Here is a 17,048-nt window from a genome sequence, read left to right on the forward strand (position 1 = left end):
GGAGGCCGGCACGGCCGGAGCGTGCGGGTGTAGCAACCTACGGCGTAGGCACGTAAGCCGCAGTCCCAAAGGCCACCCGCGCGTTCGCACCCACCCATCCTTCGCCCTAGCAGTGGTTACCATGGAGTACCCCACGAAAGCCGCAGCTCACCACTACGGCCTACGCTGCCGCCCACCATCACCACAGCAGCCCCCCCCCGCAACAAGGGACCATGGACACCGTACATAAGTTTGGTTAAAATCAAGGTATGTCTTCAATCTGTAACGCTGTCACACAAAGGGGTGCACAATGAAGTTTATTTCTTGGAACGTCAACGGTCTCCGTGCCGTACTCAAAAAGAACTTTTACGACGTAATTTCCGCACTTGATGCAGACTGGTTCTGCCTGCAAGAAACCAAAATGCAGGCTGGCCAAGTCGAGCTTGAGCTACCCGGTTACCACCAATACTTTAACTACGCGGAACGCAAAGGCTATTCCGGAACCGCCATCTTTACCAAGCACGAACCTGATAACGTAACGTACGGTATCGGGGTGCCCGAATACGATACCGAGGGCCGCGTGATTACCCTCTCGTACCCAAACTTTTACGTGATTACCGTGTACGTTCCCAACTCCGGAACCGAACTTAAGCGTCTGGATTTCCGTCAGGGCTTTGACGTGGCCTTCCGGGAATACACCAGCAAGCTGGCTGCTGAGAAACCTGTCATCTACTGCGGTGACCTCAACGTCGCCCACCAGATCATTGACCTGAAGAATCCCACCAGTAACCACCATAACGCTGGTTTTACCGACGAAGAGCGCACCGACTTCACGGCCCAACTCGACGCCGGTTTCACCGACACCTTCCGCTACTTTTACCCGGAACAAAAGGATATTTACTCTTGGTGGAGTTACCGTTTCGGAGCCCGTAAACGCAACGCCGGTTGGCGGATTGACTACTTTGTTACTAGCAAGGATTTGGATGACCGCATCACGGATGCCCAAATTCATACCGATATTTTGGGCTCCGACCATTGCCCAGTTGAGCTCGATACGGCCAACCTACTGGAGGGATAAACGTGAATTTTATCGCCATGGACTACGAAACCGCCACCGGTAAGCGCGCCTCTGCGTGCTCGGTCGCGATTGTCGTCGTGCGCAACGACCGCGTTGTCGATTCGTTCTATAATCTCATTAACCCCGAAACTGACTTTTCGCCGTTCAACATTCGGATTCACCACATCACGCCGGCAATGGTTGCGGACGCGCCCACCTTTCCCGAGCTGTGGCCGCACATCGCCCAATTCTTCACGCGCACCCAGTTAGTGGCCGCGCACAACGCGCAGTTTGACGTCAGTGTGCTCCGTAAGTCTTTGGAACGGTACGGCATCCCCACACCCAAGTACCAGTACATCGATACCGTCGCCACCTCGCGTAGCTTTCTGCCCACGCTTGCCAACCACAAACTGGATACCGTCAGCGACGCGTTGGGTATTACCCTCAATAACCACCACAACGCATTGGCCGACTCGTACGCGTGTGCCCGAATCCTTATGACTGAAAAAGTTCAGTTTGGCAGTCAAGCACTTGCCAACTTTATTAAACTCGCCTAAATTCGCCCAAAAATGGCTCCGCCTCTCGCTAACGCAGCTTGCGTTGTTGGAGAGGCGGAGCCTTTTCTATTACCGATCCCAAATAACGATGCGCTTATCCGGCTCAAGGTACTCCCCGTCGCTAGGCTGCACGTCATATGCACGGTACCACTCGTCAAAATTCATCACGGGCACATTGACCCGTAACGTTGCCGGGGCGTGCACATCCTGACTGAGCACCGTTTTGGCTCGCTCTGGACGCATCTTGGTTGCCCACGATTTGGCGTACGCGTGAAGAATTCTTGTAGTTCCGTTGGCGTAGCTGGTCGCCCAGCACCGCCAACGCGACATCCATGCCGGCGTTGTCCGCAATATTTTCGCTCACGGTCAGCCGACCATTAACTTGAGTACCCTCGTATAAACGGCCATCAAACTGTGCCGCCACCTCATCAACAATGTGGTCAAACGCTACTTTGTCCGCATCCTGCCACCAATTATTCATCGTACCGTGGGCGTCAAACATGGACCCGTTGTTATCAAAGGAGTGTGAGATCTCGTGCCCGATGGTTGCACCCGTTCCGCCAAGTTTAGCCGCACGGGACCAGTCGAGTGCATAAAATGGCGGCTGCAGAATACCCGCGGGAAAGGTGATGTCGTTCATCGACGGATCGTAGCAGGCGTTAACCAGGTGTCCGGGCATCTGCCACTCTGACCGGTCAACTGCCTGACCAACCGTTGACCACCGGAACTGACGGGATGCGCTAACCAGTTGCACCATTGCCGTCAGCAAGTCGTCCTCTGGATCCACGTGCAGGTGCGCGTATACCGCCGCGGCGTGATCCGGATACCCCATCTTAATGTTCATGGTCGCTAGTTTCGCAACGGCTTTGTCGCGGGTGGCTGGGCTTAACCACGTATTGTGGCGGAGCTGCACCTCGTATTGTTGAATCAACTCCCGGACCAGCCCGGTGATATCGTCCTTCGCCGCCTGGCCAAAATAAGTCCGCCCGTAGTAGATACCGATGGGCTCCGCCAGCACGCTGTTCGTCACTGCAAAGGCGTGCTTATGCCACTCTGTGGGCTCTGGTTGACCCGCAAGAAACCGCTGGTACGCACCGGCCAGTTGCCGCATCTCATCACTCAGGTAAGTCCCATTGGTAATGAGCTCCTGAATCACGGCCATGTGCTGCCATTGCTCGAAGTTGTCCTGGTTCACCAACTGGTTGAGGACGGTCACATACCGGACCGTGGGTGCATTGACGAACTTGGGTTGAACGGGCAACACCGCTCCGAGCGCGTCGCCCAAACCGGTCGCCTTGATTTGCTCAACAAAGTCGTCCCAGGCCACCGGGTGGTCCCAGTTGGTGTCAACCGCATACTCTTCGTTTGTCGGCAACACCGCACCGGCCCGCCGGTCAAAGTCGAGGGCGTCCACAACGTACTGATCCGCCTCCACGTCCGTAAAGCCCACCGCATGCAGGAGCCCGCGGGCCATATCAGACCACGCATCAAACATCGCTTGCGTGTCGGCGTTCTCCTCCGCGTACATGGCTGCATCGGGCAAAATGGTATCCGGCCCACTAACGTTCAACATGTTGACCTGAGCATCGTGGAAGTCCGGCATTACAAAGGTGCTCAGCGGCAACGGATAATCTTCGCGGAACAAAGTCGGTAACGCCAACCGCCATTGGTCAAAACTACTCAGCCGGGTCAAAGTTGCCAACCGCGCCCGAATCGGCTCCACACCCAGACGGTTACGTTGCTGCCGGTCGTCAGCCTTCACAAATAGTCGCGCCGCCGCAAGCAGCGGTTGATCAACAGTTGCCATACTGCCGTCATTGATTGCTCGCAAATCTTGCACTAAACGTTCCCGAATGTTGTCACCCAGGTCACTGTCGGCCCCAATGACCGACTTTTCGGGTGGTATCACCGTTTGGGCCTGCCAGCGCCCGTTCACCGCCATGTATAAATCATCTTGTGGTCTTGCTGTCATACCCAATCCTCCGCTATAGCCGCAGCGGTGGCAATCACCTCGTGGTTGCCACCGCCCTAATTAAGTTAAAATTCCTCGTACTTACTTGGATCCTGATCCTTGAGTCGGCCATCCGGTGTACTCAGGGCATTAATCGTCGCCATTTCCGCATCGCTTAATGCAAAGTCGAAGACGTCAATATTCTCCCGCTGTCGACTAGCATGTTGCGACTTGGGAATCGGCAGCGTCCCCAGCTGGATGCCCCACCGTAGAATGACTTGCCCGACACCTTTGCCGTGCGCATCCGCAATGGCTGAATATCCGGGTTGTGCAGAACGTCGCTGGCGCGCCCCAGCGGACTCCAATCCTCCGTGAGGATACCGTGAGCCTCGTCATACGCGCGCTGTTCGGCCTGGTTAAAGTGCGGGTGCAGCTCGATCTGGTTAATCACCGGCATTACGCCAGTTTCCGTATCCAACCGGTCTAAATACTCCGGCAGGAAGTTGCAGACCCCAATGGACCGCACCAACCCGAATTGCTGAGCGTCAATCAACGCCTGCCATGCCTCGACGTACATGTCTTTGCTTGGGTTCGGCCAATGCAACAGGTACACATCAAAGTAATCCAGGCCGGCACGAAACAGGCTTTCCTTCAAAGTGTTGATGGCGTCCCGCCGGTGGTAGTACCGACCAGGCAGCTTAGACGTGACCAACAACTCTGAGCGCGGAACTGATGACTGGCGGATTGCGGCACCCACCGTACCCTCATTCTCATAGTTATACGCCGTATCAATTAAGCGGTAGCCCTGATCAATGGCGCTACTGATGGCACGGACACCGTCCGTACCGTTGAGTTTATAAGTACCAAAACCTACTTTGGGTAGTTCTAAACCATCACGTAACGTGTAATATTCCATGAATAATCCCCCCCGAAATGTCTAGCTACACTTACTAGTTATTAGTATAGCACCACCAACCGGCATGGTTTGCGATGATAATCAACTGCGGACAAATCTTTGGCAATCATTAAAGAGGCCGTGACGAATCAACCGTCACGACCCCTCTTAAAATGCTGTTATTGTGCTAATGCGCTAATCGAAGCCAACAGGGCGTGGCCCCGCTCGCCCTCCGCCTCGGCGGTAATCGTGCGCCGATTATCGTCATGGTCGTCCTTGTGGAAATGTAGGGTTACATAATCGTACGGTGCACTAGCGCCTAAATAGTCAGGCCATTCCACCACGCTGACACCGTCACCCTCGAAGTATTCCTCCAAGCCGAGGTCCTCCGCGCCGCCGCCTTCCAGCCGGTAGAGGTCCATGTGGTACAACGGAATACGGGCCGTCGGATACTCATGGATGATGGTAAACGTTGGGCTTTTAATGGGTTGGTGAATACCCAGTGCTAGCCCCAGCCCCTTTGTAAAGCTGGTCTTGCCCGCGCCCAAGTCACCATCCAGCAACAGAACATCCCCCGCCTGTAGCAGCGGGGCAATCTGACCGGCAAAGCTCCGGAGCTCATCTTCATTGTTAAAGGTCCACGTGTTAGTCATTTTTGCTTGCCAATACTTGGGTGGCGGTGACCAAAGCCGTTTGGTATACATCTTCAGTTGACGCACCACGTGAAAGGTCGGACACCGGTTGGTTGAGTCCCTGTAAAATCGGACCAACCGCCTGGAAGCCACCTAGCCGCTGGGCAATCTTGTAGCCAATGTTGCCAGACTGCAGTTCGGGGAAAACAAAGACGGTGGCGTGCCCGGCAACCGTTGAGTCCGGGGCCTTCTGCGCACCCACGCTCGGAACGAACGCAGCGTCAAACTGCAATTCACCGTCAATCGGCACGTCCGGAGCCAACGCTTGGGCCTTGGCCGTTGCCTCCTGCACCTTGGTCACCATATCGCCCGCTGCGGAACTTTGTCGAGAAGGATAGCATCGCGACTTTGGGATCAATACCAAACGCCTTGGCCGTGCCCGCGGATTCAACCGCGATTTCTGCCAATTCGTCAGCACTGGGGTCAATGTTAATCGCAGTGTCGGCAAAGAGGTAACGCTCATCACCGCGTTGCATAATAAACGCACCACTAGTCCGGGACACCCCGGGCTTGGTCTTAATAATCTGTAGGGCGGGACGTACCGTGTTGGCGGTGGAGTGTACGGTACCGGATACTAACCCATCAACGGCACCGGTGTATACCAACATGGTACCGAAGTACGTGGCATCGCGTACGGCTTCGGCGGCCTGTTCAGCAGTGGCCTTGCCGTGACGGCGTTCCATAAATGCCGCCGCCAATTGATCATGCTCCGGGTCATCTTCGGGGTTCCGGATGGTCACACCCGTGATGTCAAAGCCATTGTCAGCAGCCACCCGCTGAATATCATCCGGATTGCCCAGCACAACGGCATTCAGAATGCCTTGCGACTGTAGTCGGGCCACGGCTCCCAGAATTCGTGGTTCTGTGCCTTCCGGGAAAACAATGCTGACGCCTTGCCCCTTAACGTTTTGTTCCAAAGTTGCGAATAAGTCCACGATGGTACCCCCTATTTTATGCGATACTTCATTTTAACAAGGCTAACCACTAAAGCCAACTAAGTTAATCGGCACGTTCCACGTGTTTGGGTAGTTGCCAGTTAATTGGCTGCTCCCCCATCTGCACAAGCGCTGCGTTGGTCCGGGAGAACGGCTTACTGCCAAAGAAGCCCCGGTACGCCGACAACGGGCTCGGATGTGCCGACGCAATCACCACGTTTTTACCCTCATCAATGAAAGGACGCTTATTCTGAGCCGAGCGTCCCCAAAGGATGAACACCACACCGCCACGCGCGGACAACGCCTTAATGGCCGCGTCGGTCAAATCCTCCCAGCCTTTGCCCCGGTGGGAGTTGGCCTGGTGGGCGCGGACGGTCAGGACCGCATTCAGCAAAAGCACCCCCTGTTCAGCCCACGACTTCAGATAACCGTGGTGGACGGGGGCAATGCCCAAATCACTTTGCAGTTCCTGGTAAATATTCACTAATGAAGGTGGTATTTGTACACCCGGAGACACGGCAAAACTGGCACCAACGCTTGGTGTTCCTCGTGGTACGGATCCTGCCCCAAGATGACCACACGGGTGGCACTGAACGGCGTCCATTCAAACGCCTGAAAAATGTGGTACATATCGGGATAAACCGTTTGACTACCGTATTCTGAACGTAAAAAAAAGCGTGCAATTGTGCATATGTAGGACTGGCAAAAACGGGAGCAAGTACCTCCTGCCAATCGTCGTGAATAATCGTTTTGGTCAAATCCATCATCCTTATTTCTTCAAACCCATAATTGGAGGGGTTATCCGGCCCCACCAAAGGAATATTGTAACGGCGGCTTCTTTTGGGCATTAGTGACAATCCTCACGCGATCCAGCGCGGCGGCCAGCAACACACCCGTCACCGCATCAGCTTCCTTGGATACTTGGACGCGCAACGTCCGGCCACCGCTAGTAATCACGGGGCCCATGCTAAACACAAAGCCGAATCCCTGAAAACCGCGATAAGAGTCACTTTTTTTCAGTGCCAGCAATCAGCCAGCCACCGTGGCGCAACAAGTACAGAGGGTGCCCACCACCGCGGGCCACCCTAACTAGGGTATTGGCGTCGTCACCAACGCGCAGTTCAAAGCGGGCCGCCTGCTCATTTTCCGCACTAATCGTACCAATCACGTCATGTTCTGGAAACGAAAACACACGAAAACCGATGGACGTGCCAAAACTACGCCGTACCCCGAGCACCGTGGCGTTATCCGCATCGCGCACGCTAGCAATACGCCCAGCTTGCAACGGAGCGGTTTCAAAGTACAAATCCACGCGTATCCGCCTCCTAACTTGACCCAATGGTGCTACTTTGTCATTGACGCCTCTTGTGCATTGACTTCAATGGCCTTGTAGATAGCCTTGGCGACACCGTCATGCACATTCGAATCCGTAGTAAACCACGCCAAATTTTTGATGGGCTGGACGGCGTTACCCATGGCGACACTATACTTTGCATCACGAATCATGGATTCATCATTAAAATTGTCACCAACCGCCATCACGTTGTCCATGGTCCAACCACGTTTTGCGGCGTAGGCGGCCACTGCCAATCCCTTTTGCGACTTAATGTTGTTAATTTCGATGTTATTGCGTGAGCTACTCGTCACCATCAACTTACCCGTCGCCAACAGGAGCTTCTTGGGTTCACTTAAAGCAACCGGGTCGGCGGTGTTAAAGGCAATAATCTTCATGACGTGGACGTTCTCGTCACCAACGATTTCACCGTAGTCCTCGACGTAATTAATATTCATAATTTCCAGGCGGGCTGAGGCCAGGGCACCGCCATTTTGTAATCAGTGTCGGGGTTCAAGTTCACCAGTAGGTCGGCCACGTTTTGAATCCGCCGCACCCGGCTGTTAGAAAAGATGCCGTGATCGGTGACCAATTCGTAGTAGAGGTTACGGTCATCGAGGGTCTTCATGGAGAGTGCGGTCATGTCGTCGTCGAGGGGAACGGAAACAACCAGGCGGCCGTCCTCGTCAAAGACTTGCGCACCATTCAGCGTGATGTATGCGGTGCGAAGTTTTTGTTCTTGTAGGAGCGGTTTAGCCTCGGTCAGGCCGCGCCCGGTGGCAACCATAAACTCGATGCCGTTTTCCTGAGCTGCACGGATGGCGGCGGCGTTAGCGTCGGACACCTGCATCTTGTTATTGAGCAGGGTACCATCCATATCGGAAGCGATAATTTTAATCATACTGGCCTCTCCTTCGTCTGTACGTTTAGGTTTATTCTAGCATGAATACGGTTACGGGGGTAGAGAGCGGAGCAGGCCGTTTAGAAGGCAGAGCATAAGTAACTCTAACCGAAAGGCCCGGGTTTGGCCTTTTGGTTAGAGTTGCTTATGCGGCGTCTTCTGGCCTGCGCAGCTCGTTTAGAGAGCGGAGCCCCGCGGTTAGAAACCAGAGTATAAGTAGCACCGGACGAGAATCCCGCACTTGGATTCTTGTTCGGTGCTACTTATACGTCGGTTTCTGCGGGGCGCAGCTCGTTTCCATACGCACGAATAACGCGGGAGCACCGTAGCATTGGCCATCAACTTAAAGGAAACCCGCACTTGTCCTTTTGGTTAGAGTTGCTTATGCGGCGTCTTCTGGCCTGCGCAGCTCGTTTGCATACGCACGAGTAACGCGGGAGCACTGAGGCATTCCCAACCAAACCAACGTTAACCAGTTTGGCCTTTTGGTTAGAGTTACCCATGCCTCGTCTCCCAGCTCTGCACTCCCACCACTACTTCAATTCCCGACTCATATGCCGATACTCATGCGTAAACAGCTGCACGCGACCATCCTCAACGAATCCTTCCCGTTCGTACAGGCTGGCGGCTTTGGGGTTGTCAAGATCGCACAGTAGCCCGACACGCAGGGCGCCATTGTGCTGCTGATGACGGCATGCGGCGCGCAGCAATTGCGTACCCACACCACGGCCGCGGGCACTGTCCTTCACCGCCAGCAGGTCTAGGTACCATTCTCCCGGAAAGCTCTCGTGATCTGGAAATAAATCCCGTCCATCGGTAATCCCAACTTCAGGCAAAAATGGCGCGAAGGCCTCATCGATATGCTCTTCATCTTCGGCAGGATACCCGACGCACACGCCCAACACTTCGTCGCCCGACACCGCAACAAGCGTGTGGGCAAAGCTGTACCGGTACGGCGCCACGCTAAAGGCGCGCGCAAACACCGCGTTGACGTCCGCATCCGCCATCGCCATAATCTCCGGTATCTCCATTTCATCAAACACCACCTTAATGAGTGGTGCGGCCTGAACACCATCTGCTGGTGTTGCTGGTCGAATCTGCATACTACCCCTCCTGCACCTTTGTGCCATCAATACTGGTAATTTGGGGCTCCACCCCGAGATTGCGTAAAAACCGTAACAAGTCCGCCGAGCTAATCACCGCAGTTCGTGCCGGGTCCCCAAAGTGGAACCCCAGCGCGGACCGGCCGGTTAGCTGACGACTGATAATGACTCGTACCGGCGTATCCTCAGCCAGTACCAGCGGACTTACGAGTCCCGGCGCTACACCCATAGCTGCGGCCAACTCCTCATTAGTAGCCATCCGGACGCGGCTGCGACTCACGCCCATAACGCTAGCCAACGTGTGTACATCAACACGGTTCTGGTCGTCCTGGAGTACCAAGACCAGTTTGCCATCCACACTAAACAGGATGTTTTTCACCACAATTACGCCCGCAAATGCCGCTTCTTGATCGTCTAGCATCCGCCGAACGGGCGCGTGCTGGATAACGCGATATTTAACTTGCAGACTGTCTAATCGCTGTAAGTATTGCTCTGGTAATGTCATTATGTTCAACCACCTATCCTTACGAACCATTTTTCACTATCAGCCGGACTGGGTCAACGGCCGAAAGTCCTAGTTTGTTAACCGTTACCTTGATCACCATTGCCGCAATTTCCTGCACCCTGCTCCCGCATCCGCACCACGTAGGCATCCAGCAAAATACGGCAAATAACCTGCAGGGGTAACCGGGAATGGACCTCGTAATCCGGGAAGTACGACTCCGCCGACTTAAACCCGGTCAACAAGATATCGGTGGAATGAGCCAGTGGTGCGTCGGGGTTCGTGGTCACCGTGACGATGGGCACCCCGCGCGCTCGCAGTCGTCGGGCTGCCGTCACCAGCTCCGGTGTTTCACCGTTGAGGGAAATAAAGATTGCGCACGCCGTCGTCGGTACCCGCTCCGCGAGCGTCACGATAATATTGGGATCATGCAACGTCTGCGTATACTTCCCCGCGAGCTGAAACTTGAGCGTCATCTCGTCAGCAATCATCTCCGAGAGGCCACGGGCAAAGATGTACAGCATCTGCGCGCCAGCAAACTGCTGCACACTGTCCTCAATGGTGGCAATATCCAGCTGGTTGATGGTTTGTTGAACCTCCCGCAGGTTGGCGGTAATCACCTGACGAATGTTGTCGTCAGCCGCCCGCAACACGGCGGGTTCCTCGTCACCTGGGTGCCCCGCCGAATGCCGAAAATCAGTGTACCCGGAATAACCCATTTTCTTCATGGTGCGGACGATGGTCGCCGTCGATACGTTCGCAAACTCAGCAAACTCAACGATCGACATCCCCATAATTTGTGCACGTTGCCGGTCAATCAAATCAACCACGTATTGTTCGCTAGCGCTGTATTTACCCATTTTGATTCCTTCCGTAAACTTTTTCAGTCATTTAGCGTGTAATCGCTGCCATTTAGAAAACATTTTCGGTCCGACCTGCGTTATTCTCAGTATGTTAACAGGAGGTGCAGCCATGATTTATACATTAACTTTGAACCCAGCAATTGATTTATTCATTGATACGCCCCGCATGGATGAAGGCGTGGTGAACCGGACCAATAGTTACGACGTCCAGGCCAACGGTAAGGGCGTCAACGTTTCATTCATTCTACAACGGTTACACGTCCCGAACCAAGCCTGGGCATTGGTGGCGGCTTCACGCTGGACTACATAAGTCAGCAGCTAACCGCCGCTGGCATCACTAACGACTTTGTCGATAGTGGTGGCACCACCCGCATTAACGTCTTTGCCCACGTTCAGGATGGCCACCGAGAGTACAAGTTGGTGAATCCCGGTCCGGTTGTCGCCAGCAGTGCCCGCCAACAGCTGGTGGACAAACTGGCGCGGTTAGGCCATGGGGACGTCCTCATTATTTCGGGTAGCTTTGCGCAAGGTATCGAGCCGGATTTCATCACTAGCGTCGGGCGCATGTCCGCCCAGCAACATTTCCGGCTCGTCATTGATACCTCTTACCCCACGGTGCTCGACACGTTGCAGTACCACCCGCTGTTAATTAAACCCAACAACGCGGAACTAACAAGTTGGTTTGGCCTCCCAGCTGATGCTGACACCGACCAGTTGGTCCGCCTAGGTCACCATCTCAGGGATCGGGGCGCACAAAACGTGCTCATTTCCCGGGGCGGTGCGGGTGCCATCCTGATTGGCGAGCACGACTACACCGGGTCGGCCCCCCGCGTCAACGTCCTCAACTCGGCGGGTGCGGGCGACACGATGCTTGGGACGTTTGTAGCGGGATTAGTCAACGGCAAAGACGCACCGGATAACCTCCGCATGGCGCTGGCAGCCGGAAGCGACACGGCCCGTTCCGCATGGATTACTGATTTCCAGCACGTTGACGAATTAGCTGAACAGGTACAAATCAAGCAACTGTCATGATCGAGTTAACTTACGGACAAGGAGGAAAAAAAAGATGGCAAATTATGATTTAATTGCCGCGACCGGTTGTGCAACGGGGATTGCGCACACCTACATGGCTGAAGAAGCACTAGAGCAGGAAGCCAAGCGCCGTGGCCTGACCATTAAGGTGGAAACGCATGGACAAACGGGGGTGGACGACCCGCTAACCCAGGAAGAAATCGACAACGCACGGGCAGTCATCATCGCTTCGGACATCGATGTGGACGCTGACCGCTTTGCGGGGATGCCCCTGATCATGGTCCCCGTCGCCGCAGGGATTCGTGATCCCGGTAAACTATTTGACGAGGCGTTAGCCAAAGACGCACCCATCTACAAAGCTAACCAATCCGCTAAGGCTGCTGCCACCGGCAATACACAAGGCGGCGGTCTGGGGCACCTAATCTACACCAGCCTGATGAACGGGGTATCACACATGTTGCCGGTTGTCGTCGCCGGTGGTGTACTCACCGCCATTTCGTTTTTCTGGGGTATCTATTCGGCTGACCCCAAGAGCGACCAATTCAACGCCTTTGCTGCCATGCTTAATTCCATCGGTGGCACCACTATGGGACTCATGGTCCCCGTACTCTGTGCCTACATTGGTGAAGCCATCGCCAAGCGTAGCGGGCTGATTGTCGGCTTTGCCGTGGGGATGATTGCCCTGAACGGGGGTACCGGCTTCCTCGGTGGTATCGTCGGTGGTTACATCGCCGGGGCCGTAGTGATTTTGCTGCAGTATTTGCTCAAGCCCCTGCCCGATAAAGAATTTCGGGGACTCAAAGCTATCTTTCTTTATCCCGTTCTCGGGGTTTTCATCGCCGGAGTAATTATGTGGGTGATTACCAAGCCAATGGCTGGCATTAACACCGGCATGATGAGCTTCCTGAAGGGGATGCAAAACTCCGATCCCATTATTCTGGGCCTCATCGTGGGGATTATGTGCGCATCTGACTTTGGTGGACCCATTAACAAAGCCGCATACCTTACCGGGACGGCGCTGTTGGCCCAGGGCAACACCCTGTTCATGGCTGGTGTGTCCGCTGCCTGCATCGCCCCACCGATTGCGACCGGTATTGCGGTCTTGCTCAATCCCAAAGCATACACAAAGGACGACCGCAGTGCGGGCTACGTCAACTTCCTGTTGGGTTCCACCCACATTACCGAAGGCGCCATCCCCTTTGCCGCTAAGAATCCGTTACTGAACATCCCGTCATTTATGTTGGGTTCCGCCATTGCGTCAATCCTCACCTACATGAGCCGCATCAAGTGCCGGCACCTCACGGGGGCTTCATCATCCTGCCGCTGGTTAACCATCCCATTTTATGGGTAGTCTACATCCTGATTGGGGCCGCGGCTTCCGGTGTGCTACTAGCGCTAATTGCCGGGCACTCCGCAAAGAAGCACGGTGTGAGCCAGAATTCCGTATCGCTAGCCGGACTTACTGGCGACGAGGCGGTCGCCGCTATCGCTCCGGAAGCGGCCACAGCAGCGCCTAGTGATGCTGAGGCGACTAATGCTGACAATAATCTGGGTGATATCCTTACCGCTGACGACGTGGTGCTGAACGTCCAAGCCGCAACCCGAGACGACGCCCTGCACCAGCTGGCTGAACTCGCGGTCCGGAACGGTATCGCCGCGGATGCGGAGGCCGTATACCAGAAGTACCTTCACCGTGAGAGTGAGGCTCAACCGGTATGGAACAAGGTATCGCCATCCCCCACGCACAGGACGCCACCATTAACCGCTCGGCCATGCTGGTAGTACGATTGCAGCAACCCGTTGAGTGGCAAACGTTCGACAATCAACCCGTCGACACCCTGATTAGCTTTCTCATTCCGGAACATGACAACGGTGCACATCTCCACTACCTGAGCAACACCGCTAAACTCTTGACGCACCAGAGCTTTATCAAGCAACTCAAAGCGGCGCACACACCAATGCAAATTTTGACACTGTTTAAGGAGTAGCACGCCAAGGTTAATCCGTAATACGCAAACACGACCCAGTGGCATTTACCCCAAAGCGGGGAACTGTTACTAGGTCGTCTTTGTGTGCTTCAAACTGGCGTTAACTAATATAGCCCGTGTACGAACGGAGTATTAGGGACATCGTAAAAACTTCCCGCGTGCAGTATAATCAGCGGGTAAGCACTTTCACGTAACATGGAGGGGAACATTCATGCCTAAACAACGGGTAATAAACGGTTTAACGCTTGTTTCGCTGTTAGTCCAACTAACCTTAATGGTCTCACTACAGGAGCAATTAGTTGCTACCATGCCTAAGATTATTACTATACTCACGGGCAACATCATCAATACCATCGGCGGCACCGGCAGCATTCTTGCGCCTGCAAGCATTTTCTTACTGCTGATGGCCGTGCTCGCGTGGGCCCTGACGGTAATTGCTCACGAAATTGCCGGACGGCCTGAGCCAAGTATCAGTATGTGGTCCGGCTTAGTCGCTGTGCTGAGTCCCTATGTAATTGCGTTATCATGGTCGGTTCTGCTTACCTTTTTCGATTTACAAAGTGGGGGCACCATCTTAGCAATCATTAGTACGGCTGTGCTGTTCGTTTGTATCTTACTCAAACTGCTGCACCACCCGACGGCCACTCAGAACGGCTAACGTGCGCACAACCGTTCCAACACCATAGATCAAACCGACACACTTACTGGGAGGCTCGCCATTGACCGAGTTTATCATCAAACCTACTGAACCCTCAACCGACTTTGCGGCCATCGCGCAAGTTTACTACCAGACCTGGATGGCGACATACCGGGGCCTAATAGCGGATGGCTATTTACAGCAGCTATCCCCATCTACGTGGCACCCTGAGCGCCGCTGGCGGAACACTATCATTGCCAGCACTACCAAGGGCGAGATTGTTGGCGTATGCAGCTTTGGGCCTAGCCGCATGGATACTCACACCGGTTGGGGTGAAATATACTCGCTCTACGTTCTGCCCGCTTACCATGGGGCGGGTTTGGGCCGGAAGTTACTGGATGCCGCCATGACGAGGTTACGGACAAAGTACGACCACATTTTCTTGCTGGTGCTGGTTGGCAACCAAGCAGCACAGGGTTTCTACCGGCACGTAGGATTTGGCGATACGGGCAAACGGCGTACTGACCAGGTTCCTGGCGCCACGCTAAAGGAAGCGTACATGGAGTGGCGTGGTGAACTGTAGTCAGACTAGCGCGAGCGCTTGCCCTGGAAAGCAGGCCACGCAACCGCGAATAGTAGCAATGCACCAACAACCCAACACAGCAATCCGCCATACGGAATTACCGGCATCAAAACTAGTACAACAATTTGCAAAATAATTAGGCTTAGCACCAAAAAGTTAATGCGCATGTTGCACCCCCAGGTCTCGTTCCAGCATCGACGACAAAACTACGGTTAAGTGTATAATGTGGTGCCAGATTCGTAAAGCGTTTTCACCGAGGACGATCAAAAAGGGTGTTCACACGCGCGGCCACCCACTTTAATTTTATAGAAACGCCGTGACGACACTACCAACAACCACCAATAGCAGTCCTAATAGCGTGAAGGTCATTGCTCGACCACGCCGCGCTTCATGCAGAACGAACATTCCACCCAGAGTCGAAATCACCACGTTCAGCTGGGTGATGACGTACGCAGTCGCCACACCGTTGGCCTTAGCAGAAAAGATGTAGGCCAATGCAGACAAGCTGAACACAATCCCGACAATTCCGTTTTTCCACGTTGCCGCCTCACTGAATGCCTTTCCCTTAGACATTACCAGAGCGTAGACCGACGCACCCAGGAAAATTCCGAGCATTTGCGGGAAGAAGTAGCTCATGCCACTCTTGTCGGCCAACAACGGTATTTTTGGGAGCACACTGTAGATCCAGTACCCGATGGTGGTAGGTAACAAAGTTGTCAGTGCCGCAGCCATAGTGCTGTTGTCCTTACCGTCCGACTTTTCACCCACAGTCGTCATCAGCACCCCAACGATAATCAGGGCAATCGCTAGGAACCCGAACACACGAGCGCCAGCTCCCTTCCACTCACCAAACATCAGCACCCCGATTAAGGAAGTACCAACAACTGGAACCCAGTGGACAAGGGCATGGTCTTCGAAACGCCGATACGGTTAAAGCTGATGTACTGACCGGTTTGCCCAATTACCCAAAAGGCACCGGACAATAAGCTCATCCAGAACGCCGCACCCGTGACCATGTTGGTCAACAGTAACGTGACTAAACCGACCAGCAACGCGCCCAGGCCGGTCCCCAAGATCTGGTTAGTTTCCCTGCCACCCATCTTGCTGATGATCATCGGCTGAATGCCCCAACCAATTGCTGGAATCAATGCAATGAGAATGTTCATTTGAAGTTTGTCATCCTTTCTGAAATTAACGTTAAAGTTAACGGTAACACTAAAGCGTATCAATGTGCCACAAAGATACCCAGGTGTCATATTTTCACAATGTCATGAGGGCCGCGTGTACGGCCCACTATTAATGATTAACCATACAATTGTACCGGAAAGGTGTATACCAATCAATTCGGTTAGCACCGTATCTGGACAAAGCCGTTATGTTTACCAATGTAGTTAACAATGTAAGCGCATAACGTTTGAACCATTGCTATTCTGAAACGGACCTGTATACATGCGTTACCAAACATTACCGCCAAAAATATTTACCGAATCGTTAGCATATAAAAAAAGCCACCGCCATCCCGGACAACATCCGTAATGACGGTGGCTTTAATTCTAGTAGCGTTCCTTTATGGCCCGCGCAATTTCCCGGTCTTGGTCCCGCCGCCTGAGCGTTTCCCGCTTATCGTAGTTGTGCTTACCAGCGGCAATGCCTAGCAACACCTTTGCGTACCCATGCTTCAAGTAAACTCGTAAAGGCACAATGGTTAGACCCTTACCGGCCGTGGCCTCGTCCAACTTACGAATTTCCTGCTTGTGCAGCAATAACTTCCGGTTACGCAGCGGATCCACGTTGAAAACGTTACCCTCTTTGTACGGGCTAATATGCACGTTCTCCAACCACGCTTCGCCATTCCGAATGCGGGCAAAGCCATCCTTAAGGTTCATCTTGCCGTCCCGGACCGATTTAATCTCGGTGCCTGTAAGCGCCAGACCCGCCTCGTACGTGTCGCCAATATTGTAATCGTGTCGCGCCTTCTTGTTCTGCGCCAGCAAGTTTGCCGGCTTCTGTTGGTGCTTTTTAGCCATGTTGACGCCCCCT

12 protein-coding genes and 8 pseudogenes are annotated in these 17,048 nt (G+C 54.0%); 6 read left to right on the forward strand and 14 right to left on the reverse strand.

Going from position 1 to position 17,048, the window contains the following annotated elements:
• Nucleotides 1-289 precede the first annotated feature (289 nt).
• Nucleotides 290-1,057: an exodeoxyribonuclease III gene (locus tag JCM12539_RS07020; protein ID WP_054650315.1), complete on the forward strand. Its 768-nt coding sequence runs from the start codon at nucleotides 290-292 to the stop codon at nucleotides 1,055-1,057.
• Nucleotides 1,058-1,059: 2 nt separating this feature from the next.
• Entirely contained in the window at nucleotides 1,060-1,593 is a 534-nt protein-coding gene (locus JCM12539_RS07025; RefSeq protein WP_054650317.1) for a 3'-5' exonuclease, read from the forward strand.
• A gap of 69 nt (nucleotides 1,594-1,662) precedes the next feature.
• On the opposite strand, the pseudogene JCM12539_RS07030 reads toward JCM12539_RS07025, so the two are convergent.
• From JCM12539_RS07030 to JCM12539_RS07080, 11 genes and pseudogenes are all read right to left on the reverse strand, one after another.
• Nucleotides 1,663-3,502 (reverse strand): annotated as a pseudogene (locus tag JCM12539_RS07030) (M13-type metalloendopeptidase).
• Nucleotides 3,503-3,630: 128 nt separating this feature from the next.
• Nucleotides 3,631-4,460, reverse strand: a pseudogene (locus tag JCM12539_RS07035) (aldo/keto reductase).
• A gap of 158 nt (nucleotides 4,461-4,618) precedes the next feature.
• Nucleotides 4,619-5,092: a tRNA (adenosine(37)-N6)-threonylcarbamoyltransferase complex ATPase subunit type 1 TsaE gene (gene tsaE / locus JCM12539_RS07040; protein ID WP_054650319.1), complete on the reverse strand. Its 474-nt coding sequence runs from the start codon at nucleotides 5,090-5,092 to the stop codon at nucleotides 4,619-4,621.
• Nucleotides 5,085-6,066 (reverse strand): annotated as a pseudogene (gene pta / locus JCM12539_RS07045) (phosphate acetyltransferase). Before pta ends, tsaE begins: the two are co-directional and overlap by 8 nt.
• A 64-nt stretch (nucleotides 6,067-6,130) precedes the next feature.
• Nucleotides 6,131-6,830: pseudogene (locus JCM12539_RS07050) on the reverse strand (uracil-DNA glycosylase).
• Nucleotides 6,831-6,864: 34 nt separating this feature from the next.
• Nucleotides 6,865-7,095: a hypothetical protein gene (locus tag JCM12539_RS07055; RefSeq protein WP_054650321.1), complete on the reverse strand. Its 231-nt coding sequence runs from the start codon at nucleotides 7,093-7,095 to the stop codon at nucleotides 6,865-6,867.
• Nucleotides 7,073-7,378 (reverse strand): hypothetical protein, encoded by a 306-nt coding sequence (locus JCM12539_RS07060; protein WP_054650323.1) that lies wholly within the window; start codon nucleotides 7,376-7,378, stop codon nucleotides 7,073-7,075. The genes JCM12539_RS07055 and JCM12539_RS07060 overlap by 23 nt, the downstream gene beginning before the upstream one ends.
• A 32-nt stretch (nucleotides 7,379-7,410) precedes the next feature.
• A pseudogene (locus tag JCM12539_RS14925) lies at nucleotides 7,411-8,300 on the reverse strand (Cof-type HAD-IIB family hydrolase).
• Nucleotides 8,301-8,833: 533 nt separating this feature from the next.
• On the reverse strand, nucleotides 8,834-9,403 hold the full coding sequence (locus JCM12539_RS07070; RefSeq protein WP_054650325.1) for a GNAT family N-acetyltransferase: 570 nt from the start codon (nucleotides 9,401-9,403) through the stop codon (nucleotides 8,834-8,836).
• Nucleotide 9,404: 1 nt separating this feature from the next.
• On the reverse strand, nucleotides 9,405-9,908 hold the full coding sequence (locus JCM12539_RS07075) for a YbaK/EbsC family protein (protein WP_054650327.1): 504 nt from the start codon (nucleotides 9,906-9,908) through the stop codon (nucleotides 9,405-9,407).
• Between the two features lie 77 nt (nucleotides 9,909-9,985).
• Entirely contained in the window at nucleotides 9,986-10,765 is a 780-nt protein-coding gene (locus JCM12539_RS07080) for a MurR/RpiR family transcriptional regulator (RefSeq protein WP_054650329.1), read from the reverse strand.
• A 112-nt stretch (nucleotides 10,766-10,877) separates the two neighbouring features.
• On the opposite strand from JCM12539_RS07080, the pseudogene pfkB reads away from it, so the two are divergent.
• From pfkB to JCM12539_RS07100, 4 genes and pseudogenes are all read left to right on the forward strand, one after another.
• Nucleotides 10,878-11,800, forward strand: a pseudogene (pfkB, locus tag JCM12539_RS07085) (1-phosphofructokinase).
• A 34-nt stretch (nucleotides 11,801-11,834) separates the two neighbouring features.
• Nucleotides 11,835-13,788: pseudogene (locus tag JCM12539_RS07090) on the forward strand (fructose-specific PTS transporter subunit EIIC).
• A gap of 211 nt (nucleotides 13,789-13,999) precedes the next feature.
• Complete coding sequence (locus JCM12539_RS07095; RefSeq protein ID WP_054650331.1) at nucleotides 14,000-14,446, forward strand: hypothetical protein; 447 nt, start codon at nucleotides 14,000-14,002, stop codon at nucleotides 14,444-14,446.
• Between the two features lie 61 nt (nucleotides 14,447-14,507).
• The gene (locus JCM12539_RS07100; RefSeq protein WP_225350287.1) at nucleotides 14,508-15,008 is read left to right on the forward strand and encodes a GNAT family N-acetyltransferase; all 501 of its coding nucleotides are present in this window, start codon (nucleotides 14,508-14,510) and stop codon (nucleotides 15,006-15,008) included.
• Between the two features lie 5 nt (nucleotides 15,009-15,013).
• On the opposite strand, the gene JCM12539_RS13195 is transcribed toward JCM12539_RS07100, so the two are convergent.
• From JCM12539_RS13195 to smpB, 3 genes and pseudogenes are all read right to left on the reverse strand, one after another.
• Nucleotides 15,014-15,175, reverse strand: a complete 162-nt coding sequence (locus tag JCM12539_RS13195) for a hypothetical protein (RefSeq protein ID WP_156302124.1) — start codon at nucleotides 15,173-15,175, stop codon at nucleotides 15,014-15,016.
• A 136-nt stretch (nucleotides 15,176-15,311) separates the two neighbouring features.
• A pseudogene (locus JCM12539_RS07105) lies at nucleotides 15,312-16,174 on the reverse strand (GRP family sugar transporter).
• A gap of 387 nt (nucleotides 16,175-16,561) precedes the next feature.
• Nucleotides 16,562-17,035 carry an SsrA-binding protein SmpB gene (gene smpB, locus JCM12539_RS07110; RefSeq protein ID WP_054650333.1) on the reverse strand — a complete coding sequence of 158 codons (474 nt, stop codon included), beginning with the start codon at nucleotides 17,033-17,035 and terminating at the stop codon, nucleotides 16,562-16,564.
• Nucleotides 17,036-17,048 lie beyond the last annotated feature (13 nt).

The sequence above is a fragment of the Lacticaseibacillus pantheris DSM 15945 = JCM 12539 = NBRC 106106 genome, assembly GCF_001311175.1.
Taxonomy (GTDB): domain Bacteria; phylum Bacillota; class Bacilli; order Lactobacillales; family Lactobacillaceae; genus Lacticaseibacillus; species Lacticaseibacillus pantheris.

Coding starts and splice junctions, on each gene's coding strand:
- JCM12539_RS07020 (WP_054650315.1), top strand. CDS start 290: ATGAAGTTTATTTCTTGGAACGTCAACGGTCTCCGTGCCGTACTCAAA.
- JCM12539_RS07080 (WP_054650329.1), bottom strand. CDS start 10,765: ATGGGTAAATACAGCGCTAGCGAACAATACGTGGTTGATTTGATTGAC.
- JCM12539_RS07095 (WP_054650331.1), top strand. CDS start 14,000: ATGCCTAAACAACGGGTAATAAACGGTTTAACGCTTGTTTCGCTGTTA.
- JCM12539_RS07075 (WP_054650327.1), bottom strand. CDS start 9,908: ATGACATTACCAGAGCAATACTTACAGCGATTAGACAGTCTGCAAGTT.
- JCM12539_RS13195 (WP_156302124.1), bottom strand. CDS start 15,175: ATGCGCATTAACTTTTTGGTGCTAAGCCTAATTATTTTGCAAATTGTT.
- smpB (WP_054650333.1), bottom strand. CDS start 17,035: ATGGCTAAAAAGCACCAACAGAAGCCGGCAAACTTGCTGGCGCAGAAC.
- tsaE (WP_054650319.1), bottom strand. CDS start 5,092: ATGACTAACACGTGGACCTTTAACAATGAAGATGAGCTCCGGAGCTTT.
- JCM12539_RS07070 (WP_054650325.1), bottom strand. CDS start 9,403: ATGCAGATTCGACCAGCAACACCAGCAGATGGTGTTCAGGCCGCACCA.